This window comes from Simonsiella muelleri ATCC 29453, from assembly GCF_002951835.1.
Taxonomy (GTDB): Bacteria; Pseudomonadota; Gammaproteobacteria; order Burkholderiales; family Neisseriaceae; genus Simonsiella; species Simonsiella muelleri.
Genome location: NZ_CP019448.1, coordinates 598805 through 622237 on the forward strand (window position 1 = coordinate 598805; position 23433 = coordinate 622237).

19 protein-coding genes are annotated in these 23433 nt (G+C 44.5%); 7 read left to right on the forward strand and 12 right to left on the reverse strand.

Features of this window, described 5'->3' with window-relative positions; genetic code table 11:
* Nucleotides 1-15 precede the first annotated feature (15 nt).
* Together BWP33_RS02970 and BWP33_RS02975 are read left to right on the forward strand one after the other, a co-directional pair.
* The gene (locus BWP33_RS02970; protein WP_002642829.1) at nucleotides 16-756 is read left to right on the forward strand and encodes a dienelactone hydrolase family protein; all 741 of its coding nucleotides are present in this window, start codon (nucleotides 16-18) and stop codon (nucleotides 754-756) included.
* 285 nt (nucleotides 757-1041) lie between these two features.
* Nucleotides 1042-1944: a metal ABC transporter permease gene (locus BWP33_RS02975; protein ID WP_002642828.1), complete on the forward strand. Its 903-nt coding sequence runs from the start codon at nucleotides 1042-1044 to the stop codon at nucleotides 1942-1944.
* Nucleotides 1945-1986: 42 nt separating this feature from the next.
* Here the strand turns inward: BWP33_RS02975 and bioH are convergent, their stop codons facing one another.
* Nucleotides 1987-2742, reverse strand: coding sequence for a pimeloyl-ACP methyl ester esterase BioH (bioH, locus tag BWP33_RS02980; RefSeq protein ID WP_002642827.1), 756 nt, complete (start codon nucleotides 2740-2742; stop codon nucleotides 1987-1989).
* On the opposite strand from bioH, the gene BWP33_RS02985 reads away from it, so the two are divergent.
* From BWP33_RS02985 to BWP33_RS03005, 5 genes are all read left to right on the forward strand, one after another.
* Nucleotides 2741-3376 carry a ComF family protein gene (locus BWP33_RS02985; RefSeq protein WP_081579002.1) on the forward strand — a complete coding sequence of 212 codons (636 nt, stop codon included), beginning with the start codon at nucleotides 2741-2743 and terminating at the stop codon, nucleotides 3374-3376. The two genes, bioH and BWP33_RS02985, sit on opposite strands and share 2 nt — an antisense overlap.
* 365 nt (nucleotides 3377-3741) lie before the next feature.
* Nucleotides 3742-4785, forward strand: coding sequence for a 3-deoxy-7-phosphoheptulonate synthase AroG (aroG, locus tag BWP33_RS02990; RefSeq protein ID WP_002642825.1), 1044 nt, complete (start codon nucleotides 3742-3744; stop codon nucleotides 4783-4785).
* A 154-nt stretch (nucleotides 4786-4939) separates the two neighbouring features.
* Nucleotides 4940-6745, forward strand: coding sequence for a tetratricopeptide repeat protein (locus tag BWP33_RS02995; RefSeq protein WP_002642824.1), 1806 nt, complete (start codon nucleotides 4940-4942; stop codon nucleotides 6743-6745).
* 141 nt (nucleotides 6746-6886) lie between these two features.
* The gene (locus BWP33_RS03000; protein ID WP_002642823.1) at nucleotides 6887-7360 is read left to right on the forward strand and encodes a hypothetical protein; all 474 of its coding nucleotides are present in this window, start codon (nucleotides 6887-6889) and stop codon (nucleotides 7358-7360) included.
* A gap of 152 nt (nucleotides 7361-7512) precedes the next feature.
* Nucleotides 7513-8598 carry an AI-2E family transporter gene (locus BWP33_RS03005; RefSeq protein ID WP_002642822.1) on the forward strand — a complete coding sequence of 362 codons (1086 nt, stop codon included), beginning with the start codon at nucleotides 7513-7515 and terminating at the stop codon, nucleotides 8596-8598.
* A gap of 227 nt (nucleotides 8599-8825) precedes the next feature.
* Here the strand turns inward: BWP33_RS03005 and BWP33_RS03010 are convergent, their stop codons facing one another.
* From BWP33_RS03010 to BWP33_RS03050, 11 genes are all read right to left on the reverse strand, one after another.
* Nucleotides 8826-10163: a PEP/pyruvate-binding domain-containing protein gene (locus BWP33_RS03010; RefSeq protein WP_002642821.1), complete on the reverse strand. Its 1338-nt coding sequence runs from the start codon at nucleotides 10161-10163 to the stop codon at nucleotides 8826-8828.
* 48 nt (nucleotides 10164-10211) lie between these two features.
* The gene (locus tag BWP33_RS12860; RefSeq protein ID WP_002642820.1) at nucleotides 10212-10769 is read right to left on the reverse strand and encodes a hypothetical protein; all 558 of its coding nucleotides are present in this window, start codon (nucleotides 10767-10769) and stop codon (nucleotides 10212-10214) included.
* Between the two features lie 420 nt (nucleotides 10770-11189).
* Entirely contained in the window at nucleotides 11190-12032 is an 843-nt protein-coding gene (locus BWP33_RS03015; RefSeq protein WP_002643106.1) for a DNA adenine methylase, read from the reverse strand.
* Nucleotides 12033-12319: 287 nt separating this feature from the next.
* Complete coding sequence (locus BWP33_RS12290; RefSeq protein WP_155999677.1) at nucleotides 12320-12478, reverse strand: hypothetical protein; 159 nt, start codon at nucleotides 12476-12478, stop codon at nucleotides 12320-12322.
* On the reverse strand, nucleotides 12475-12708 hold the full coding sequence (locus tag BWP33_RS03020) for a hypothetical protein (RefSeq protein WP_002641652.1): 234 nt from the start codon (nucleotides 12706-12708) through the stop codon (nucleotides 12475-12477). Before BWP33_RS03020 ends, BWP33_RS12290 begins: the two co-directional genes overlap by 4 nt.
* 28 nt (nucleotides 12709-12736) lie before the next feature.
* A complete protein-coding gene (locus BWP33_RS03025; RefSeq protein ID WP_002643108.1) occupies nucleotides 12737-14536 on the reverse strand; it encodes a hypothetical protein in 1800 nt (599 codons plus the stop codon).
* A 3-nt stretch (nucleotides 14537-14539) separates the two neighbouring features.
* Nucleotides 14540-14833 carry a hypothetical protein gene (locus BWP33_RS03030; RefSeq protein WP_002641654.1) on the reverse strand — a complete coding sequence of 98 codons (294 nt, stop codon included), beginning with the start codon at nucleotides 14831-14833 and terminating at the stop codon, nucleotides 14540-14542.
* A complete protein-coding gene (locus tag BWP33_RS03035) occupies nucleotides 14834-15724 on the reverse strand; it encodes a hypothetical protein (RefSeq protein ID WP_002641655.1) in 891 nt (296 codons plus the stop codon). It abuts the gene before it with no gap.
* A gap of 12 nt (nucleotides 15725-15736) precedes the next feature.
* Nucleotides 15737-17431: a hypothetical protein gene (locus BWP33_RS03040; RefSeq protein WP_002641656.1), complete on the reverse strand. Its 1695-nt coding sequence runs from the start codon at nucleotides 17429-17431 to the stop codon at nucleotides 15737-15739.
* Nucleotides 17432-17448: 17 nt separating this feature from the next.
* Nucleotides 17449-19320, reverse strand: coding sequence for a hypothetical protein (locus BWP33_RS03045; protein ID WP_104930294.1), 1872 nt, complete (start codon nucleotides 19318-19320; stop codon nucleotides 17449-17451).
* A 47-nt stretch (nucleotides 19321-19367) separates the two neighbouring features.
* Nucleotides 19368-23408 carry a phage tail tape measure protein gene (locus BWP33_RS03050; protein WP_104930295.1) on the reverse strand — a complete coding sequence of 1347 codons (4041 nt, stop codon included), beginning with the start codon at nucleotides 23406-23408 and terminating at the stop codon, nucleotides 19368-19370.
* Between the last annotated feature and the right edge of the window lie 25 nt (nucleotides 23409-23433).

The window sequence follows — 23433 nt, forward strand, 5'->3', positions numbered from 1 at the left end:
GGAGAAAATGACATTATGCAATCAATTGTTTTGAACTACATTACCGAAGATGATGTATCACTTAATAGCTGTTTATATTTACCCAATGATGAAAATACTGATGTGGAAAATCTGCCAGCCGTGTTATTGTTTCCCGAATGGTGGGGTTTGACTGAACACATCAAAGACAAAGCCAAAGCCTTAGCAAAAGCAGGTTATGTGGCACTGGCAGTGGATATGTATGGCAATGGTCGCGTTACCAGCGATGCCCAAATTGCCAGTGAACGCATGAACGAATTATTGCAACATCCTGATTTATTATCAGAACGTGTACAGCTTGCCTACAACAATTTACGCGCAGTCGCAGAAGTCAATCCCAACAAAATGGCGGCATTGGGTTTTTGTTTCGGCGGACGCGTGGCGTTGGACATGGCGCGAGATGGTGTGGACTTATGTGGCGTGGTATCGTTTCACGGTATGCTAAACACGCAAACACCAGCGCAAAAAGGCGTAGTCAAAGCAGAAATTTTAGTGGAACACGGTCAATTGGATTCGATGTGTACATTACAAAACGTAGACGAGTTTCGCACTGAAATGGACGCTGCTGACGTAAAATACCACATTGACGTATTCCCCGACACCAAACATGGTTTTACCAATCCGCAAGCCACCGAAAATGGCAAACGCAATGGCGCAGATTTGGCATATAACCCAGTCGTCGCAGAACAAGCATGGAACAATGCGTTAGCATTTTTGACGCGTGTGTTAAAAGCTTAAAATCTTATAACCTGTGTTCATAATCTTAATAGCTTGCTTTGTATTCGCAAAAATTGCCAATAAAATCAAGTTATCAATCTTAAGAACACAGGTTCTCACATCAATAACCCACTATTGACGCAAAAACTCGCCTTGCATTCACAGCAACTGATTCATCAAATCAAACAATTAATCTTGTGAATACAGTTTGTTAAAATAACTTCAAAATCATGTTATGATATAATGAGGCTGTCTGAATATCTTTCAGGCAGCCTGAATTTTTGAATCAACATAAAATCAAATAAAATGAATTTATTACATGAATATTTAATTGCGCCTTTTACTGAATTTTCTTTTATGCGTTATGCATTGGCGGCGGTGGTATTTTTGGCATTATCGGCCGCACCCGTTGGGGTATTTTTGGTGATGCGGCGCATGAGTTTGATTGGCGATGCGTTGAGTCATGCGGTTTTACCCGGAGCGGCAATTGGCTACATGATGGCTGGCTTGAGTTTGCCTGCGATGAGTTTAGGCGGATTTGTGGCAGGAATGTTGATGGCTTTTTTGGCAGGATTGGTCAGCCGTTTTACCGAATTGAAAGAAGATGCTAATTTTGCCGCATTTTATTTAAGCAGCTTAGCAATTGGTGTGATTTTGGTTAGCTTGGGTGGTAACAGTGTGGAATTATTACATTTATTATTTGGCTCAGTATTGGCGGTGGATTTGATTTCATTACGCTTGATGGGCGTGGTAGCAAGCATCACAATTTTGGCGTTGGCAATTATGTTCCGCCCATTAATGTTGGAAAGCATTGACCCGCTGTTTTTACGCGCTGTCAAAGGCAAAGGCGGATTATGGCATATTTTGTTTTTGGTATTGGTGGTCATGAACTTGGTGGCGGGATTTCAGGCGTTGGGGACATTGATGTCGGTGGGTTTGATGATGTTGCCAGCAATTTCCGCGCGATTGTGGGTACGAAGCATGGGCGCATTAATGATGGTGGCAGCATTGGGGGCGTTGGTATGTGGTTATGCAGGTTTATTGCTGTCGTATCATCACCCCGCCAACATTCCATCTGGTCCAACCATTATTTTATTTTGTGGTGCATGGTATGTGATTTCGGTGCTGTTTGGCGCAAACAGTGGCATTATCGTGAAATTACTACGCAAAAAACACCACAAATTAAAAACTCAACCCAATACGAATTAATTCATTTTTTCAGGCAGCCTGAAAATGGGATTCGTTGAATACTTAGCCCTTAGCTGGGTTTGCCATCTTTTCCTGCTCTCCAACCCACTCGGTTATTTGCGCCACACACCAATCCGCATGACTCAGAAATGGCGCGTGAGCCGCTTGTGGCGCAATTTTGAACGTGGCATCAGACAAATGAGCCGCCAAATATTCCCCCATACGTGGCGGCGTTATCGCGTCTTTACCGCCGTATAACAGCAACGCTGGACATTGAATTTCAGGCAGCATCGCACGCGCATCAGCTTGCGCAACTGCTTGCAGTGCCGATTGCAACGCAGCAGGCGTACCATGTTGTGCCACGTCGGGCAACACCGCCGCCAAAATTTCATGACGTTGTGGTGTGTGCAGCAATTGTAATTCCAAAAATTGGCGTACTGACTGGGTGTAATCTTGCTGAAAAAATGAAACCATGCGCTCCAAACTGGTTAAACTCACGCCTTGTGGATAATCCGATGCTGCCTGAAAACGCGCAAATGTATTACTCAAAATCAAACCGCGAACCCGTTCAGGATAACGCGCCGCAACGTGCAACACCACCAATCCCCCCAACGACCAACCAAATAAAAAACTCGGTTCAATTAATTGCGTGGCGATTTTATCCGCCGCTTCAAAGACGGAAAACGATTCCTGATTGCTGCCATGTCCAATCAAATGCGGTGCGCTGATGCGCCAATTTTCAGGTAACATATGACGAAATTCTGTGAAAATATCAGCATTTACCGCCCAACCATGAATCAAACAAAGTGAAATTGTCATGCGATTTTATCCTTTCGTGAATCAAAAATTATGCCTATTGTGCCACAACTTAACCACACAATCCGTATGTTCAGGCTGCCTAAAAGACATGGCGAACGTGTGGGCGCAACCGCATCAACAATACACCACGCCCGATGCCTTGTGGCAACGCGAATGGTTTAGCGCGAAATATGCACCGCCATTGCCCACAGCTTTGCACGAATGGAAACACGCGGGGAAAATTGGATTTTCAAAATTATTTCAAATGATTATGCTGGAAAACCCACCTATTTGGCTGCCTGAAGTGGCGATTAACGCAGTGTTGCCGATGCCGATTAGCACCACACGGCGATTGACGCGCGGTTTTAATCAATGCGATGAATTAATTGATGTTTTGGTAAAGCAATACGGCTGGCGTGTGTTGCCAAATCAAGCAATTTTCAGACAGCATAAAGCCGCGCAAAGTACCCTCAACAAAGCCCAACGCATCAATAATATTCACGACAGTTTTCAAATAAAATACGATGTTCGTGGTTTGAATATATTGATTATTGATGATATTTTAACCACAGGCGCGACGCTTACCGAATTAACACGCAGCCTGAAAAATGCAGGGGCAAATCACATTTATATTTGGGTGGTGGCGCGGCGATAATCTTTCAGGCAGCCTGAAACCTTTGCCCCCCATATTTTCAACTACAATCGTTTAGAACCTGTATTCACAGTCAAGCGCGATGTCTTTTTGCCCCATTTGACACGCCTGTTGACATAAAATTCGCCTTACATTCGCACCAACTGGGACAAAAATTAAAATTATCTTTAATCTTAATAAAGAAAATTCTGAAATTTTTATTTTTTGAAGATCTTAAAAAGAAAAAATGAAAAAATTTAGCATTAAATTCTAAAATTATTTTTTTATTGACAATAAACGCAATTATATTTCAATTATTCGTGTTTTAACCTTGATTGTATGAGATAAAACTGTTACCCTTAAATTTTAGTATAGATGCAGGAATAAACATGAACCATTTAAATACAACAGATGATATTAGAATTAAAGAAATTGCAGAATTATTGCCACCTATCGCCCATTTATATGAATTGCCATTAAGTAAACAAGCTGCTCATCTGGTAACCAAAACCCGACAAGAAATTGCTGATTTAGTGGCCGGTAAGGATAATCGCTTACTGGTTATCATCGGACCTTGTTCTATTCATGACCCCAAAGCTGCTCTTGAATATGCGCAACGTTTGTTGCCATTACGTAAAAAATATGAAAAAGAATTACTCATCGTCATGCGCGTGTATTTTGAAAAACCACGTACCACAGTTGGTTGGAAAGGTTTGATTAATGATCCGCATTTAGATGGCAGTTTTGACATTAATTTCGGTTTGCGGCAAGCGCGTAACTTATTGTTAGAATTGAATAATATAGGAATTCCTGCATCTACCGAATTCTTAGATATGATTACACCACAATATTATGCTGACTTGATTTCATGGGGTGCAATCGGTGCGCGTACCACAGAAAGTCAAGTACATCGTGAATTAGCAAGCGGTTTATCTTGTCCAGTCGGTTTTAAAAATGGCACAGATGGCAATCTTAAAATCGCCATTGATGCGATTGGTGCGGCATCGCATCCACATCATTTCTTATCGGTTACAAAAACGGGACATTCCGCGATTGTACATACGTCAGGAAATTCGGATTGTCATGTGATTTTGCGTGGTGGTAAAGAGCCTAATTATGAAACTCAATATGTTCAGGCTGCTGTGGCACAACTAACCAAAGCAGGCGTTACCCCAAAATTAATGATTGATTTTAGCCATGCAAACAGCAATAAAGATTTTACACGTCAAATGGTTGTCGCGCAAAATGTCGCCGAACAAATTCAAAATGGTGAAAATAATATCATGGGCGTGATGGTGGAAAGTCATTTGGTTGAAGGGCGACAGGATAAACCCGAAGTCTATGGTAAAAGCATCACCGATGCGTGTATTGGCTGGAATACAACAGAAGAGTTGCTGGCATTACTTGCCCATGCGAATCAAATTAGGGTTTAATTGCTAAATAAAAAGCTGCTTGACGATTTTCAGGCTGCCTGAATGTCGCTAAATACAATGAATTCAAATTGAAACGTCATTTTTATTTCAATCCACTATGGTGTAAAATGTACCACTTTCGTTTTTCAGGCAGCCTGAAAGGTAAATTCGCGCTATGAATCATCAATCTTCCGCAAAATGGTCATTTTGGCAAACCATTTTATTGCTTATCGGCATCGTGATGCTGATTGGGGTGTCCACATTTTTGGCGATGATGCTGATGCAACATTATCCTAACCCTGATGAATTGTGGGCGATGGCAACCAATATGTTTACTTTATTTGGTTTGTTGTTGGGAGTGGGCGTGGCATTTGCGTTATTGGCGGCGGCGGTGTCATTTTTGGCGTTGAATCAAAAATTGTATGAAGCACAAAGTTATTTGGCACAGGCGCGTTTGCATCTTGATGATTATAAGCAATTGTCTCATCAAGAAAATTTAATTCAAGATAAAATACATCAATTAATTAAATATCATCAATCTTTGTTGTTAACGCCTGTGAATACGAACAGCATGGAAGTTGAACCAATTTTGTCATTGAGTAAACAAATCACGACATCGGAATTTGCGAATTTTGAAGCCAGATTATTAGCGCGTAGCATTGAACAGGATATTTATGCTAAACAAGCTGTCCATTTGGCACAAAATCAACCCAGTATCCATACTTGGCGTGATGCGATGCAGCAATTTGAACAAGCCAGCTACTTGTGGCAGGCGATGTTGTCGGCTAGCTCTGATAATTTATTGAATTATATAAGAAATAATTATTTATCCGCCAAATTGTATCAAGCAACTGCCACGCAGCATCTTGCCATGTTAAATGGAACAGCACAACAAAATGCACATTATCGTCAATTAGATGCGTTGTATGCACCTGTGTTGGCTTTGAATGGCGCAAGTAAAGACGCGCAAACCAATCACCTAATTAGTCAAGCTGCCTATCAAAATGCCATGTTGGCATATCAAGAAGGCGAAATTTTATGGCAAGAAAATCAGAATATTGAATCAGTTAGCCATAAATGGTATGAAGCCAAGCAATCTTTTCAGGCTGCCTTTCAATTGCAGCGTGATGATGCAGAAATTCCGTATCAATATGGTAGTTTGTTGGAGCGTGAGGCTCGATTAATTGCCCAAACCGATGCACAAAGGCTGCCTGAAGCCCGTCAATTGTGGCTGCAAGCACGCGAACAATATCGCCTTGCGTTGGATATTCAGCCCAAAAAACCCGAAGCCTTGTTAAATTGGGGCAATACATTTGCTGATGAGGCTACAGCAATCGTACAAACCAATGCCGATACGCTGCCTGAAGCACGAATTTTATGGCAAAACGCGCGTGAAAAGTTCCAGCAAACTTTAGAAATTCAGCCTAATTTTGATGCCGCTGCCTACAATGCTGGCATGACTTTGAATAAAGAAGCAGATATTATTTTACATTTAAATCAAAATGTTGATGAGGTGTGTCAATTATGGCAACAAGCTGGTGAGCGTTTTCAGGCTGCTTTGTCCATCAATCCATCGCGTTACGATGTGGTCAATAGTTGGGGACTGGTTTTGGCGAAAGAAGCGGATTTGCGTTTCAAAATGGGACATGACAATTTGCCACAAGCGCAAAAATTGTGGCAGTCGGCGCAACAACGTTTCCATCATGCGTTAGAGCTTGAACCAGAATTGCAGGCAGCTGCGACCAATTGGCGCACGGTTTTAACCAATGAAAGCAATGCTGTCAATCAGACAAATAGAAAAGTGTTGTGGCAAACTGCCAGCGATAAAATTGCGTCTTTACGCCAAATGTCGCCTAATCATGCTGCATCTGAAAGCATCAAAGAGTTAGCAGACGTAATTCAGCAGCAATTATTGAAATTTGAATCCATGAACCAATTACAACCTGTTGGGCAATTGCGTTCTATGACAAAACCTGAATAAAAAGTGCGCCCAATTTCATGAGTATTAAATTGGGCGTATTATTTTCAGGCAGCCTGAATCTGCTCATTTTGCGGTTGTGTTGATTGATTTGATTTGATTATAATACTGGGAATATTTTTCACTTAATGATAGGATATGACCATGGCATTTGATTTGATTGATGCAAAAGACATTACGACCGACAAATTATTAGAATTATTCAAAGCAGCGTACATCAAAGCATCACGAATTGATGACGGTGATGATGATATTCGCTTGGAAGTAACCGATAATGTGTTGTGGTTATTGCGTCCCCATGCTGACCGCTTAAAATTATTTGATTATCAACAGGGTCTGATTATTTCAGGCTGCGAAGACCAAATCATCAAAAAAGTGAATGAGATAAATGAAACTTATGCTTTTTGCAAATTGACGGTGGATTTTGCTGAACGTGATACGTCTAATTTTCATACTTTCATTACTTACGAATTCCGTTTTACACAAGGTTTGAATTTTGCACAATTGATTGATGATATTCATTTTTTCAATCGTGTAAAAGAAAGTGCGTTTAATGATTTGCGTGTATTTTTGATAGAAGAAAAATTATTGGATAATGCAGATAAGGTTTTGATGTAATCCATTATATAGTGCTTTAAATTCAAATTGCTTAAAATGAAAAATAGCATTTGGCTGATTCATTTTAAGCAATTCAGTTTTTTGGGACACGCTATCTTTTCAGGCAGCCTGAAAATCAATACAAGTTTTTTTATAGAAGATTGGATTCAAAAATGTATATTCCCCATAAAAGATCATGGTTACCTTGGGTATTTGGTGTTGGTTTGTTGTTGGTATTGATATTGCTGTTTTCTTTATTACGCGATATTTTGATGCCGTTTATTGTGGCGGCGGTTTTGGCGTACATTTTGAATCCATTGGTGGTCATGCTGCAAAAACGGCGAGTTAAGCGTACGCGTGCATCTTTATGGGTAATGGTATTTACGTTGTTGGTGTTGGTGGGTTTGCTCTTGGTAATTGTGCCGATGTTGGTCAAACAAATTCAATCGGTGATTGGTAAATTGCCTTTACTGATTGATTTTTTGCAATATAAAGTGCTGCCTTGGTATAACGGAAAATTTGGCGAATACGCCCGACTCAACGAACAAACCATCACAGAATGGCTGCAAAGCAACGCTACAGGCATCACATCTGGGGTTCAGAATGCTTTGAAAAAAACCATGCCGATGTTGTTGCAACAAGGTACATCTATTGCAGGGTGGTTAAGTGATGTGATGTTGCTGCCGTTGCTGTTGTATTATTTTTTGTTGGATTGGTCGCGTTGGGGCAATGGATTGCAACGATTTGTGCCACGCCGTTATGTGCCGACTTACACGCGTATCACGCGAAAACTGAATGATGTGTTGAGTGAGTTTTTGCGTGGACAACTGATGGTAATGATTATTATGGGTTTGGTGTATGGATTGGGCTTGATGCTGACGGGGTTGGAGTCGGGATTTGCAATTGGTATGGTGGCGGGTTTATTGGTGTTTATTCCGTATTTGGGGGCATTTACAGGGTTGTTATTGGCGACTTTGGCTGCGGTATTGCAATTTGGTTCGTGGCATGGTGTGATTTGGGTATGGGTGGTATTTGGGATTGGGCAGACGCTGGAGAGCTTTTTCATTACGCCACAAATTGTGGGTGATAAAATTGGTTTATCGCCATTTTGGGTCATTTTTGCGCTGATGGCGTTTGGAAGTTTGATGGGGTTTGCTGGAATGTTGGTGGCATTGCCGTTGGCGGCGATATGTTTGGTGCTGTTGGAAGAAGGCTCAGAAGTGTATTTGAACAGTCGTTTTTATTTACGTAAGAAATAGACATAGGTTTTCAGGCAGCCTGAAACCTTGGCAAAATCCATCTTTTGGTGCATTTTTTTGCGATACGTTTCCCTAATATTTATCTGCGTATTATGTGATGTTACCGCTTTGAACTGTACCAAAATCTAGGGTTTTGCAAAGTTTTCAGCCTACGCCAATTTGAAATTTGACCGCTCTTTGCCATAAAAAAAGCCGTCTAAAACACTCATTTCAGACGACCTTTTACTCTAACGTGTGCCGGTTAGGTACGGTCGTGCTTGGAGGATAACAAGCTTACCATTGTCAAACGCCCATTCAATGTCCTGCTCACCATTAGCAAATAGCTGTTTGATTTGTTGACCTGTTTGGTCAAGGTGACGTATTTGTCCCTGATTCATCACGTTACCACTGGTTGCAGGCACCTCCCGTACCCCACCGTTTTTATCCAGTTGCAACGCTGTGGTTTCATTAGAGGAGCTGAGACGTTGTACAGAATCATTGCGACGGTTATAGACTACCTGTTCGGCTACCCGTTTACCTTCAACAACACGAATACCCAACCCGCGTTTGGCGGCAATGTAGGAGCTGTTTTTCTGAGCAGTATCATAGGGATTGATGGTAACCAACACACCAGAGAGATCTGCATTGATGCTTTGTTGCACAAAGACACTCATTTTCACGCTATCGTGAGGCAGTCCAGCAATACGGCGGGCTTCGTATGCGCTGTAATTGAAAACGGAAGCCCAAGATTGCTTTACCGCTTCGGCTAACGCGTTTTCATCGGTAACATTTGGCACAGTGGTGTACAGCCCAGCGCCGCTGAAATTGGGTAGGTCTTCGGAATTAGAGGAGCTACGGACAAACACACCTTTGCTGTTTAATTGATTGCGCCATTGCTCAGCCCATCTGTGTTTCCATTCCGACGTGATTTCGGCATCGGTAATTTTTTTCTGCAGTGTGAGTAAAGCAGTGCGGCGCTTGCGGTTGTCTCCATCACTTTGCATTTCGATTTGTGTTAGTGTTGTTGCATTAATGCCGAGCCTAACCATCATGGCTTGATAGTAGGCAAACGGAATGCAGAATCCATCAGGTACGTTACTGCCTTCAATATGGGCGCGGATATGACCGAGGTTGGCAGCCTTACTGCCGCAGTAACGGCTGTCATCACGGCGCAAGTTTGCCAAAGCCCGAAGGCTGTAATTGGAAACATCAGGTTGGGGCAGGGTAAGGCCGTCTGAAAAGCTTTTACTGGTAGTGTTCCGGTTGGTTTTGACAATTCGGTATTGCTTAGCAGTCGCTTCAAATTCAATACGATGGTCAATATATGGGGCTAGAATTTTTTCTGCGTCTTTAAGGTAAATATTAGGAATCCCCCAACCGCGTGCCAATACATTCACATGGGACAATGCGGTGGATGGTTTCTCACTGATAATCCCCGTCACAGGTGGCAGCTCTAGGGGAACCTCTTTCAAAATAATAATATCATCGGCGCCAACATTATAAAGATCATCTTCTTTGGCAATAACGCGTAATGTACCTATCGCTTTACCTTGGTTTAGAGGCAGGTAGGGGAAATTTTTAATCAAACTTTCTTGGGTAATAAAAGGAACTTTACTTTGCTCAGCAACGGTTTCCTACCATAAAGAATTGGTTTTATAACGCAACGGAGCGTAGAAACTGTCTTTCAGACGACCTGCCGCCAATTTCAACAATTCAGGCGTGATTTTGTCTCCTTCCCAAAACTCATAAACATATTCTTGAGTACTATTCTGCCAACTGATAGTACCCAACAGATAACGCCGGTTAGGACTACGGTATTGTTGATTCAATTCAGTTTTTGACAGTATGGGTTTCAAGATAGTAGCCAAGTAGTGCTCATGCAGCCGAAATTTGGGAGTATTGATATAGTCGGTACGGTTATTGTCTTCACGATCGATGAAGAAAAGGATATGAGGAATTTCATATTCACTACCTTGCTCATAAATTCGCGAAAGTAAGTCAAAATCGGCCTGGCTTTTGATTGCAGATAACGCAGGAATTTGTGTTTTAACTGGGGTGGCTACAGTTTGACGCTTTTCAGACTCGTAATAAGAAGGTTTACGTGCCATTGGTGCAGCCGTATCGACTGTCTCAGCTTCAGGACGGCACGCTGAAAGTAAAAACAATATTGGGAGGCAAAAAGCAGGCTTCATGATGTTTTCGGTTATCTAAATCAGATGAGAAGTAATATACCCATAGCAAAAATATAAATCAACAGATTCGCTGCCTAGATAAATCAGTTTTATAATCCAATATTAAACTTGAATCTTTTCAGTCTACTTGATATAAAAACGCGCTCATTTTGTCATAATTTTGCATTTTTTTTGTCATGACAAAACGAATGCAAAAATTAAATGCAAGGCAGCTTTTGCATCAGCGGCATTTTAACATCTGCACACAGCTCCAAACTGGGTGTTTATTTTATGGTATCACTTAATCAACATCGCCCCACAAGGACAACACCATGAACACATTTAACAGCGCACTTATCAATCACGGCTACGATGCATAATATCTACCATCTACCAAACCGTTTCAAAGCACATAATTATGATTTGAAACGGTTTTTATTTTCAGGCAGCCTGAAATTTGTAAATCATATTATCTTCGTAATGCGCTGTTTTGTTCATTGTAATGTGAACGCTAATTTTTTGATAATCCTGTAAATTTTGCCAACCTTCTGCCTTTTCATTCACAATCAAATCCAAATAATCAAGCAGTTCACTCCGCGTTGATGAGAAGAACACAAACGGCGGTCGTACCAATCTCATCAAGCGTAAAAATTCAACCATGCCAAAATAGCCAGCTTTGCGATACGCGCCTTGCGCGGTGCTAACATAGGGTGGGTCAAGCACGAGTAAAGCCTTTGAATTATCTTGGAATTCAGGCAATAACTCATGATACGATTTACTCACCACTTCCACGCTGTCTAAATAGCCGTCCGCGCTGGGATAATCACTCAATCGCACATTATTAAAATAAGTATGATTGTATATTAAATCATTTAAATCAGTTGTTTGCCGACTGCTAAACAAAATCCAACTCGCCACGCAATCCAAATCAATATAGCCGCCAAATGTTTGTAAGGTAGCCTGAATGGTCTTTTTCAGCGTTTCAGGCAGCTTTTGCTTGAGCGGATAATCTCTGGTTAAATCAAAAATGATTTTGCGTAATTGATTGGTATCATTGATATTTTTCAGTCTTTCGGTATAACCATCAAAATCATTGTAAATCACACGAGCTTTTGGTAAAACTTGTTTTGCGGTGTGAGCCAATAATCCCGAGCCACCAAAGGCATCAACAATTGTCCAGCCATCGCCATCATTCGGAATATGCTGTTTTAATAACGTTTTAAAGTGATTTAAAAATCGGCGTTTTTGTCCTGTAAAGGGTAAGGGGGCTTGTGTGTAATTCATGCGTACTCCAAAGAAAACGGTGCGTGTGCTTGTTTAAAACACACGCACCGTTGGTTCGGTACGCAAAGGTACGCTGGTTAGGCACGCTCGGTGCGCGAAAAAACTTACTTAGATTCAAACGTATTGCGCGTTTTACAACGGCGACATTGAATAATAATACGGTAATTTGTACCCATGACTTCACCAATTTTTCTTTTACAATGAATATTTTGACATTTTAATGATTTCAGCATTTTGCGCTATCCTATATACAAATGATACAATCGCGCCGCCTAGCTAGGTGACGGCTATACGGATGCAGGCACTCTCTGCTGATGTGGGTGGAATAAACGGTCTTCTACACCGTCCACTCGCCGTCCACTCGCCGTCTTTCTTTCAACGCTGCCATTGTAACTTGGCAGCGTTTGATTTTTGTGATGTAGCATTTCAATACAAAATAACATCACACCCCAATATCCTGTACCGCCAAATCAGGCGCAACGCTTAAAATTGCGCCACCGCCTACATCATAATAGACGGTTTGACCTGCGCTGTAGCCATTGCCATACAACAAAACTTCATTGCCAGCCTGTGTAGTACGCGCCAAATAACTGCCATTGCCATTTTTAGCAATGATTTGGGCGACTGCACGGTTGGGTTGATTAAATAATTGATTAAATTGCTGATAAATATTCATTTCTTTCCTTTCAGGCTGCCTGAATTAATCAAATATCCATGTATCTGTCCACGCCCAACGTTTGATAAATCACAGGCACCTCGCCATTCATTGCCACGCTGATTTGCACCGATTTGACCACACCTCGCCACGATTCAGCAGGTTCATTGAATTGCCAAATTTCGCCCAATTCGGCACGGTTTAAGCCGTATTTGGGAATCCATGGCAGCTTGACGGTTTCGCTTTTATGTATGCCTGTGTTGCTTAATGTTGCCACGCCAGCCGCTTCGCAAACGTTGTAATCCGTGTAAAGCGCATGGCTTAAATCGGTGGCACGTGGTGTGTTGCCATGTTCGCGGCGGTAAACGTTGGCGGCTTTACCTTGATTGTGGTTGGCTGCCACGCCGACTGCATGGCAACGCAAATTCTGTTGCAGGCTGCCTGAAATGCTGACAATCGCACTGTTTGGCACTTGCACATCGGGTGCAGCGTCTGCCAACGCCCACGCTGCCACGCGCCATGTTGGGCGAATATCCAGTTGTGGCAAATAGGGATGGCTTGCCACGAATCCGCCAGCTGTTTGCGCGATGTCTTGCAGCACCGCAATAGGCGTTTTGTCGGTTAAACTATAGACATTTGCAGGGACAAGCCAATCCACAATCTGCCAATTTTCAATTTTAAAATTTAAAAATTTCAATTGTGAATCAGCGATTTGTCTGGCGTATGATTCTGAATTGACCAAACCAGCAGACGAATGGGCAAAATCCGCGCCCAATAAAGCCGTTTGGCTACGTCCTGTGATGGTGTAGCTTTTTTTACCAAATGCGCGGTTATCGCTAAACTCTTCTGCCATAAAATCAAAACGTTCTGAATTAATTAATACCGTAATCACGTCTTTTTCAGGCTGCCTGAATTTCACTTTAACGAATGATTCGGGCGACACCGTTAAATCGGCTTGCCAACAGTAACCAGCCGTGTCGGCTTTGATATTCAGCGACAGCAATTCCAATGATGTACCGTCCGCTAATTGTGCTTTAATTTCATTACAAATCATATAATTATCCAAATTTGGAATCATAACTTTCGGCTTGCCACACGCGAACGAAATCGGGACTTGTGCCGCGTCGGGTTTGGCGGCTTGGGTGCTGAAATCCAGAGGTAAAGCATCGGGTGGAGGCGGTTTGCCACACGCGCAATCACAATCATCACGGTTAGGCGTGTTGTCAATGGGAATTGGATACCATTCACACGGTGGTTGAACGCTGCGACTCACGGCGGTTTTCAGGCAGCCTGAAAGATGATAACCGCTTGATTGCGCGATAAATCCATTGACAAAATATTGTGTGAATGCGGTTGGCGTGGCGGTGCAATTTGTGAGATGGGGGGCGTTGGCTTGGCGCGTGGTGGTGTGATTGGCGTAGAACTGGTTGGCAGCGATACGCGTTTTCAGGCAGCCTGAAAGTTTAGGCGCGAACGCCACATGATTTTGCCAACACGAATGCAGGCGCGCGGTGCTGCCCGACACGCCCACAAACATCAACCACAACCATGCCAACGTCCCGATTTCCACGTTCAGGCAGCCTGAAACAGGCGCAACCGCCACAAATTGCGCCCAATAATTTTGCGCCAACGCTTGATTTTGTCCCGAAACCGCCAAACACGCGCCTTGAGTGCTTTGAGCTGACCATGCACTTGTCCAATTTGCGCCAATGGTCGGTTTGATGGGGGCGACTGGTTTGGTGGGTTTTGGGGGCGCGACGTTGTCATTCAATGTGAATTTGAATGGCAACGTGTCGGGCTGCTGTTCAACGCGCCGCCCCAATTCAAAAGGCAATTGTGCGCTATTCATTAATTAATTCACTTTAGGTTTCATGCCAGCCCAGCCATCAATTTTGTTGTATTGCCGTAGGTTGTCGTAGCCCATCAGAATGTAAGTGCGTGTTTCATCAAGATTATCCACACGATAAGTGCCATCTTCATGTGAATACACATCGCGCACACACATCATGGTTTGTTCGTCAAATACAAAAATTCGGCGGCGAGCAGGCGTACCAGCAACGGTAACAATACCGCTTCCTTCGCCAGAAAAATAGCCACGTCCTGTGTAACGGCTTTGGCGATGGCGAATATTTAATTTAATTTTCATTTAGTTGTACTCAAAATAACTCAAATTTAACAAGTGATTATTTCCGCCACCGTCCGAAATATCCAACAGCAAATAATCCGCGTCATCGCCATCTAATTTTAATATTGACCATGTCGGCATAGCAGTACGTAAGTTATTCATAGATGACAACAAATTAGGTAAAACAGCACGATAAGTTTGCTTTTCCATGACAAAAACTTCATGGGCAATGAATCCACCATGAATCGGGTCGGGGTAAGGTGCTAGGTTGCTATTGCTATAATAATTGCCACCTAAGTCAGCCATTAATGCGCCACTACCTTGCCACGCTTGTGCCAACATGGGGTTTTTCAAGCTGCCTGTATCCCAATTCGTTGCTCTGCTGTAGTTGCTATGAACAAACACGCAAGCCGTGTTATCGGCAGGAGCAAGCGGTCGCGCATCACCAAAAAACAAAACCAAACTGGTGCTGTTTGTATCCAAAATAGCCAACCAAAATGCACGCTCGCACGCCACCAACAGCCATTTTCCTGTACTACCACCACTACCCGTACCAGCGTAAGCAAAATGGTTTTGCCCAATATCGGTGTAGCCAAAATAGCTCGTACCAGTATTCAAATTACTCATGCGCTGATACGCGCCCAGTACGGCATAATTGTCATTTTCATTATTGATTTGTAAACAAAATTTCGTGGATTCAGGCGATTGACTACGAAAGACAGCACTCACATCATTCTCAAACGGCATCGCCCAACCAGCAGGCTCTTTGCGGCTATCGTCTGCGCCATAACCTGTTACCAAACAAGCTTTTAACAAGGTTTTCAGGCTGCCTGCAACCGCATCTAATTTCGGCGCGTCCTTATCCGTGCTGCGATAGACTTTGGCAGGAATTTTGGTTGTTTGACTAAACATAACTTTTCCTTTTTATTCAATAATATTCGTGTTTCCGCGTAAGCAAGCGGTGAATTTATCCGCGTGGCTGGTTTTGTCGGCACTCGGCTGAACCGCCCGAATAAACCAAATTCCCATAGACGTGGTGGACGTGTTAAAGCGCACGCAATTTCTCGTTTCCCAACCGCCTCCAAACGCCAAATGTGGCAGCGTAAAAAATGGCTTATTCGTGGCAGGATTCAAAGGCGAAAGGTCGCTTAATGTGTCGCTGGCGGCAATTAAGCCTAAGCGTTCTTCGTATAATTTGAATTGCGTCGGCGACACAAATTCAATCAACCAACGCCCATTAATCGCGCCGTCCGATGTTAATTTAATTGGATAATCTTTGACGTTTAATTTGGCTAAAATCTCATCGCCGATGCGCGTGTTTTGCCACACTTTTGTCCACGCTTGCTGACTGAATGGCTCGGTCGCGCGGACAAGTAAATCGCCTTTTTCGCCGCCAATAATCGCGCTGGAAAGATACGTTTTTTCAATAGGATAATTACGTTTTAAACCGTATTGCAGTTTCAGGCTGCCTGAAATATTCACGCCCATCAAACGGTTTTCTTCTTCATAAATCAAACACGCCGACAACGGCATCGCGTAACCCGACAAATCCAACGGCATCGCCCACACAAGGCTACCTGAAACAATATCGTATTGCGTGGCGAGAACGTGTTTGCTATTGGCATCCACCACACACACGCGGTCAGCATCGCTGCGATTAAGCGGAATGGTCGCGCCTGCGGTGTGTGCGCTGCCCAAGTCTTGCAGCATTTTATTTGTCAAGACAACCACATCGCCCACACGAAAAATAGGAACACGTCCATCTTGTGGCAACCGAACTGCGTTGATGCCAATGTCCGTGTCAATCGGGATAGATGTCAGCGAAACGGCGTTGTAGCGCAATGATTCGGGCGGTACGATGGCATTAGCCGATACATTGAATAAACCTGTGTCATAATCAATGCTGCCTGAAAGTGTGCCTGTGATGCTGCCATCTGCTTGCGAATCGCCGCGCAATGTGGTTTCGCCAGTTTCTGCGTAAGCAATGAAACTTTCAGGGTTTACAGGAGCGATGGCGGTGCGTCCGTGAATTTGTTGAACACCATATTCGCCTTGATGGTAAACACCTGATAATACTTTGATATTCGGGCTGGCATTAGGCGCAAGATTATTAATGTTGACAATGCCAGTCGCGGCATTCAAGCTGCCTACGACTGTCCCAGTGCCTTGATTGTAGTTCCAGTTTTGATACAACACGCCGTCGCGTTCTATTGTGAATTTGCCTTGAATTTCAAACGTCCACGAATTAAGCAAGGCAATGCGTGGAATCGCAACACCTTGTAATACATCAAAAGTTTGACTTGCGCTGCGAACGGTGTCGCCAACCGTGCGCGTTTCTTCGCTGCTGACAAATTCCACCATCGCGTGTTTGGGCGCGACCACAACCGTTCGCTGAATCGTGGTGCTGCCTGCAACCGCCACATATCGGGGCGATGTGTCGGTTAGCGAAAATTCGCTGTAAGTTGCTGTGTGAATTGGTTGTTTGAATGGTTCGGTTGGAATCACAATATCGCCTGTAACATAATCAATGCTTGCGCCGTTAATGAGTCGTCCGTTCGTCATCAAACCGCCGTTGCCATTGTCGTAAATTTCGGCATGATTGCTGCTAAAATTTTCCATGTATTTATCCTGTTAACTCAAATAGTTGATGCGGTAAATGCGTAAAATTTTTTTCTTGGTGCAGACGGCGTAGTTGAAACCGTGGCAACCGATGATGAAACCCCCGAACTGATTGATTCACTTAATTTTTCTACTTCTTCCACGCGAATGCCAATCGGTAAACTGATTTTCAGGCTGCCTTTAGCGACCTTTGCGCCTGCGCTCAATGTCATGCGCGTACCATTGGCTTTGACCTCAACGGATTTGCGTTCACTTTGGGCAATGTATTGTTCAGCCGTCCAATCTAATACAGCTGCATTCAAATTAGTCGGATAAAATCGCCCCTCGCCATAATGCACATAACCACCACATGCGCCTGTGATGCTGCCGTTGCTGTCTTGTGCGGTGCGCGGCGTTCCGTCATGCCACGACAAGCGCAACGTGGACGGCTTCAAACGTGGCACTGGAATTTCAGGCAACCGAACCGCCGATGACATCGGTTGTGGCGCAATCACAGAACCTGCCATTTTGTCGCCCAGCGTCTTGTAAAAACCATCAGGCGACCACGACACCAACAAACCACTTCCCACATCAGGCAACACAGGCAAACTGATTTTCAGGCTGCCTGAAGTCGTGATTTCGCCACGTACTTCGCCTGTTTCATCGTGTAAGCTGTTGTCCGAATAGCCTGTTAATTCGTACCACTGACCGCCAGCGCGATACGACACCCCCACGCTGCCACGTGCAGGCATTGGGCGCAACAGCAACGCAAATTCCGTGCTTTGATTGGTTTCTTTGATGGGCGAAGTGGCGGAATAGGCATAATTTTGATATTTCACGGCTGGCGTGGCGTAAATTCGCCCAATTTGTTGATTTTTAACGCCATAAATCACACCTTTGGCGTAATCAATCTGTAAAATTTCGCCATTTGAATTTTTCAGGCTGCCTGAACCATCATCTACCCAACCTGTCAATTCTACTGATGTCGGTAATACGCCAGTATCAAAATACACATTACCATCAGACACATAAGCTGAACCAGCGTACACCACACGGCGTGGCGCGGTGGGAATCCACAACGGTTTGCCACTAGCCCAATCGTCCGCCAACGCAGTGCTAACCGTGGACGTGGGAATTAATTTTTCAAAAATCGTGTCTACATTGATTTCTACCGCGCCTTGTTTCAATTCTTTTTTGATGGGACGAACGCCATAATATTTACCGCTATCAGATACTTGCGTTTTCAAGACTTCCACAGCTGGGGAGATTTGGGTGCGTGATGGCGATTTCACGCCTTGCAAATCCAAACTCAAGGCATTTTGCGTTTCCATTTCAATTACGCGAACTTGGAATGTGCCTTTGTCGTCTTCAAATGTTTGAATACTATGGGTTAATTTGTCAATACGAAAATATTCAAATTGCTGTTGTTTGTTAGCATCTACATAACCCAGCGCGTAGCGTTCGCCTACCAAAGGCAAGGGCGCATCTAAAGATTGATAGGTTTGTACTAAACGGCTGTTCCGTCTTTGTGTCCCCAGTAAAGTCATTCGGCTGGCGATGGTTGGATTAGAATACGCTTCAATGCGCGGCATGATTTCGGCGCGTGTTTGCGCGTAGTAATCAGCAGGACACGCCAAAATAGAGACGGCTGGGTCTTCGGGCGGTTCGCTGATAATCACGTTTGCGCCCAACAAAGCCGCCGCATCAGCACGGCTAACGGCTGCGTAAGCCAAACGCACATTGACGCGTCCACGCGTTTTGTCCAAATCTGATACCGCGTTGAAAAGTTCGTTCGTTGTGCCATTTAATTGAACGCCTGTCATTGCGCCGCCGCCGTCATCGGTATCGGTTAGGCGTTGGCTGGCGTAAAATTTTAAATCTTGTTGTGTGATTTCGGTTTTGCGTTGCATTTGGTTTCCTATTTTTTCAGGCAGCCTGAAAAGAAAAAACGAACCTTTTAAGAGGTTCGTTTGTTATCTTTTTGAATTTGTTTAATGAGTTCTTGGGCGATTTGTGGCATTAACTCTTTAATTAAATTTGGGATTTGCTGTTTAATTTGGTTATCACGCGCTGCCAGTGCTTCGGTTACACCACTAAAATCAAATTGCATACCACGCCAATCCATGTCGCTTAAATCCACCTTGTTTTCAGGCAGCCTGAACCGCATTTGTTCGGCTTCGCGCTGCAAACGTTCGCGTTCTTGCTGTTGGCGTTGCTGTTCGGCTTCACGTTGTTGCTGCAAACGCTGTTGTTCGGCTTCGCGCTGTTGTTGTTGGCGTTCACGTTCTTGTTCGGCTTCACGCTCGGCTTGGGCTTGGTAAGCGGCTTGTTGGGCAGCAATGGCAGCCGCGTAATCGTCTTGCGCTTGGCGGTTGCCTGTTTTTTGCGCTTGGGCTTGTTTTCGCTTGAGCGCATTTAGTTTCTCTTGTTGCTCTAATTTTTGCACATCGCCATCACGACCTTGTGCGCGGAGCAATTCTTTCTCGGCTTCTCTGCGTGCGTTGGCGGCTTCGTCTGCCAGTTGTTGCATTTTTTGACGCGCTTTATCAATCGCTTGGTGTAAATTATTCAACGTGGTTTTGTCTAATTTTCTAGCGTTATTGGCTGCCATGAGTTCGGCGCGTGCCAAATGTTCGGCGATGTTGCCGCCGTTTTCGGTTTCTTCGTTCAAACGTTGGACGGTTTGATTGATGTTGATGTACATATCCTGTACGCTACGCAGCGTGTTAGCCCATGAAGCCGTGCCAAACGTGGCATACGCGCCCATTTTCTTAAGCGTTTCATGGACTTTTGAGCCTAAATCCGACATTTTATGCTGGCTGAATTCGGCTGCCTTGCCCACGTTTTCCACATTTTCCACAACTGCTTTGGCGGCTTGGCTTTGCGCTTGTGCGGATTCGGTCGCCGCTTGGGTAACTTGTTGATGTGCTTGAATTTGCGTATCGGCTGCTTGTTGGGTTTGCGCGGCTGCCTGAAGACTGGCTTTGCCTGTCGCATCAACCGTTACCGCATAGTTGTAGGCGGCGGCTTGTGATTGAACCCATGCTTGTTGTTGGGCATCGCCACTTGCCAGCATGGATTGCGCGGTTTTGGCAAAGGCAGCCTGAATATCCGCCGCCGTAGCCTGACCGCTGTTTTTGACCAATTCAAATGCTTGGCGGCTCTCTTCGCCAGCCAAGCGCAAACTTTCACGCGTTTGAATACCCAATGATTCAAAAGCTTGTGCGGTGGGGTCGGTATTTTGTTTCAATTGATTCAATTTTTGGTCGGCTGCCAAAATAGCGCGTTCCACGTCTTGCATGGACAGTTTGCCTGTCTCACCCAACTGATTGATTTTAAATTTCAACGCGTCAATATCGCCTTCAGACTGCGCGGTATCGGTTAGTTTGCTCAAACTTTCGCGTAACACCATGCCTGTGTTGATACCGTTTTGTTTCAAGCCGTCCAGTTGCGCGGTTAGTTTGTCAAAATGACCCAGTGCAGTGGTCATTGCGCCTGTTGTGCCTAACAACAAGGCATTCTCTAAACTCACACCCAGCGCGGTGGCGGCGGCTTCGGCATCGCCCAACGGTTTGCTGATTTGCGCCAAACCCAGTCCCACTTGTGGCGCAAGGGCAGCGATTTGATTAATCTCATCAGCGGTTAAACCTGCTTTTGCGCCTGCTTCGGACAGGCTATTTTTGAGCGCGAACAAGGCTTCGGGCGAGTCCATTTTTTCTACGGCTGCCTGAAACACGGTTGCCATTTGCTCGGCATGATTGCCAATACTGGCAGCTGCGGTGGCAAAATCAGCAATACTTGCGCTGGCTGCTTTGGATAGATTGCCTGAAAGCTGCTCCGCTGTTACGCCTAGATTGTTTAAAGCTGCTTGAGTTTGTGCGGTGTTGGCGGTGTTGTTGTCGCTGAAGTCTTTAAGTGCCAGTTGGCTTTGCATCAATTTGCCAGCCAGCAAGGCTTGTTCGGCAGATAGGTCGCGATAGGCTTGGGTATTGGCTTTGCCATCATCTACCATTTTTTTCAGGTTGCCTGAAACTTCATCGTATTTTTGCTGAATTTTGCTGTATTCTGCGCGTAATTCGGCTAATTTGGCTTTTTGTGCTTCAGCCGCTTGGGCTTCAGTGGCTTTGCGTTTTTCAGCTGCTTGGGCGGCGGCTTTTTGATTTTTTTCTAATTCACGTGCTAATTCGTTGGTGGTGCGAAATTCACGGTTCACATCTTCAAACGTACGGTCGGTTACCATCGCGTCCATATACGCAATGACTTTTGCCATGTTGTCGCCTAAATTTTGCGCAAACCCAACATTTTCATACAACCAAGTCCCCATGCCATGCCCAACTTCAAACGCTGCAAAGGCTTCAGCAGCAATGGCTGCCATTTCTTTGAGGCTGCCTGAAAGTTTTTTGATGGCGTTGTTATTATTGGACATATCGTCTAAATTGCCTTTGACTGCGTTTTTAATGTCGCGTCCGACTTCTTTAGCGGCTTGTGCTGCGTCTTTCAACTCTTTTTTGAGTTCGGATAATGATTTTTTGGTGTTGCCAAAACTGGTCTCACTGTCCACGCCCAACAGTTTCAAGGACGCACTCAAGCCCTCACTCGCCATTTTCGCGCCCAAAAACAACACCGCCATTTGACTCAAAACGGGATATTGCTCTGATACTGACGTAACCGCTTTGGCGACATCGCCTATGACATTCGCAGTCAATTGAATAATCGGCAGCAAGGTATTACCCAACTCAATGGCGGCACTGGCAATTTCGGCTTTGGCTTGATTCATTTTGCCTTCGGTGGTGTTGAGTGCAGCGTCGGCTTCTCGTTGCATTGCGCCAAAATTTTTGGTGTGGTCGGTGGCAGTGGCGACCGCTTCGGTATAGGTTTTCAGGCTGCCTGTGAGCAACGCCAAATCATCAGAATATTCCGCACCAAACATCTGCCCTAAAATCTCACTACGCGCTTGTTTGTCTAATTTATCAAGACGTTGCAAAAAATCATCTAGGGCGCGTTGTGGGTTGGTGGCGATGTTGGCAGCCATTTCTTCAGCCGATAAACCCAACGCGTTCAAACCGTCTTTGAAGTCATTCGTGCCGATTTTGGCGTTCTGCAATTTAGACAATAACGCATTAATTGCCGTGCCAGCCTCTTCGGGCGATTTGCCTAAGCTGACAAAAGTCGCCGCCAACGCCGCCGCTTCTTCTTTGAGCAAGCCAAATTGCTTGGCATTACCGCCCATTCGCATCAACACTTCGCCAATTTCTTTTTCTTTGGCGGCAGTGGTGTTGCCCAGTGCATTGATGGCATCGCCCAACTCTGCCATTTCGTTGATTTGCAAGCCGTATACATTGCTGATTTTAGCGGACATTTCGCCAGCCGCGTCCGCGCTGATGCCAAAGGCATTTGCCATTTGCGCGGTCATTTGGGTAAACTGCGGCAGCTTGTCAAACGCCAAACCCATTTGCCCACCAGCCGCCGCGATTTGCGCCAATTCATCGGGCATCATGCCCAATTGTCCTGCCATTTCTTTGAGGCTGCCTGAAAGCGCGTTAATTTGCTCGGGCGTGGCATCGGTTACTTTTTTGACTTGCGCCATTGCGCTTTCAAATTTAATCGCTTCGTTGGTTACATACGCCAAACCACCGCCAGCCCCCACCAAACCTTGAATGCCATTGGTCATATCAGCTAATGATGGCTTGGTTCTTTTCAAACTTTGCTCTAATTCGCCCACTTTTTGCGCGTGCAATTGAGCAGCACGCGCCAATTCGGCTTGCGATAAGCCACCGCTGCGCTTCAAATCATCAAATGCTTTGTCTAATTTTTGAATTTCTGCGCGTGCATGGTCGTCCACGTCCAAGCCCAGTGTGGTTTTGGCTGCGGCGATGCGCTGCATTTCTTGTACTTGTTCGCTGGCATCATCAACCGCTTGACTCAAATTGTTGATTTCTTGAATACCGTCCACGTTCGCGGTAATCTGAATACCTGCTGTGATATTGGATTGCGACATGATTTTTCTCTGAAAATAATTTTGC

Coding starts and splice junctions, on each gene's coding strand:
- BWP33_RS02970 (WP_002642829.1), top strand. CDS start 16: ATGCAATCAATTGTTTTGAACTACATTACCGAAGATGATGTATCACTT.
- BWP33_RS02975 (WP_002642828.1), top strand. CDS start 1,042: ATGAATTTATTACATGAATATTTAATTGCGCCTTTTACTGAATTTTCT.
- BWP33_RS02985 (WP_081579002.1), top strand. CDS start 2,741: ATGCGATTTTATCCTTTCGTGAATCAAAAATTATGCCTATTGTGCCAC.
- bioH (WP_002642827.1), bottom strand. CDS start 2,742: ATGACAATTTCACTTTGTTTGATTCATGGTTGGGCGGTAAATGCTGAT.
- aroG (WP_002642825.1), top strand. CDS start 3,742: ATGAACCATTTAAATACAACAGATGATATTAGAATTAAAGAAATTGCA.
- BWP33_RS02995 (WP_002642824.1), top strand. CDS start 4,940: ATGAATCATCAATCTTCCGCAAAATGGTCATTTTGGCAAACCATTTTA.
- BWP33_RS03000 (WP_002642823.1), top strand. CDS start 6,887: ATGGCATTTGATTTGATTGATGCAAAAGACATTACGACCGACAAATTA.
- BWP33_RS03005 (WP_002642822.1), top strand. CDS start 7,513: ATGTATATTCCCCATAAAAGATCATGGTTACCTTGGGTATTTGGTGTT.
- BWP33_RS12860 (WP_002642820.1), bottom strand. CDS start 10,769: ATGAAGCCTGCTTTTTGCCTCCCAATATTGTTTTTACTTTCAGCGTGC.
- BWP33_RS03015 (WP_002643106.1), bottom strand. CDS start 12,032: ATGAATTACACACAAGCCCCCTTACCCTTTACAGGACAAAAACGCCGA.
- BWP33_RS03020 (WP_002641652.1), bottom strand. CDS start 12,708: ATGAATATTTATCAGCAATTTAATCAATTATTTAATCAACCCAACCGT.
- BWP33_RS03025 (WP_002643108.1), bottom strand. CDS start 14,536: ATGAATAGCGCACAATTGCCTTTTGAATTGGGGCGGCGCGTTGAACAG.
- BWP33_RS03030 (WP_002641654.1), bottom strand. CDS start 14,833: ATGAAAATTAAATTAAATATTCGCCATCGCCAAAGCCGTTACACAGGA.
- BWP33_RS03035 (WP_002641655.1), bottom strand. CDS start 15,724: ATGTTTAGTCAAACAACCAAAATTCCTGCCAAAGTCTATCGCAGCACG.
- BWP33_RS03040 (WP_002641656.1), bottom strand. CDS start 17,431: ATGGAAAATTTTAGCAGCAATCATGCCGAAATTTACGACAATGGCAAC.
- BWP33_RS03045 (WP_104930294.1), bottom strand. CDS start 19,320: ATGCAACGCAAAACCGAAATCACACAACAAGATTTAAAATTTTACGCC.
- BWP33_RS03050 (WP_104930295.1), bottom strand. CDS start 23,408: ATGTCGCAATCCAATATCACAGCAGGTATTCAGATTACCGCGAACGTG.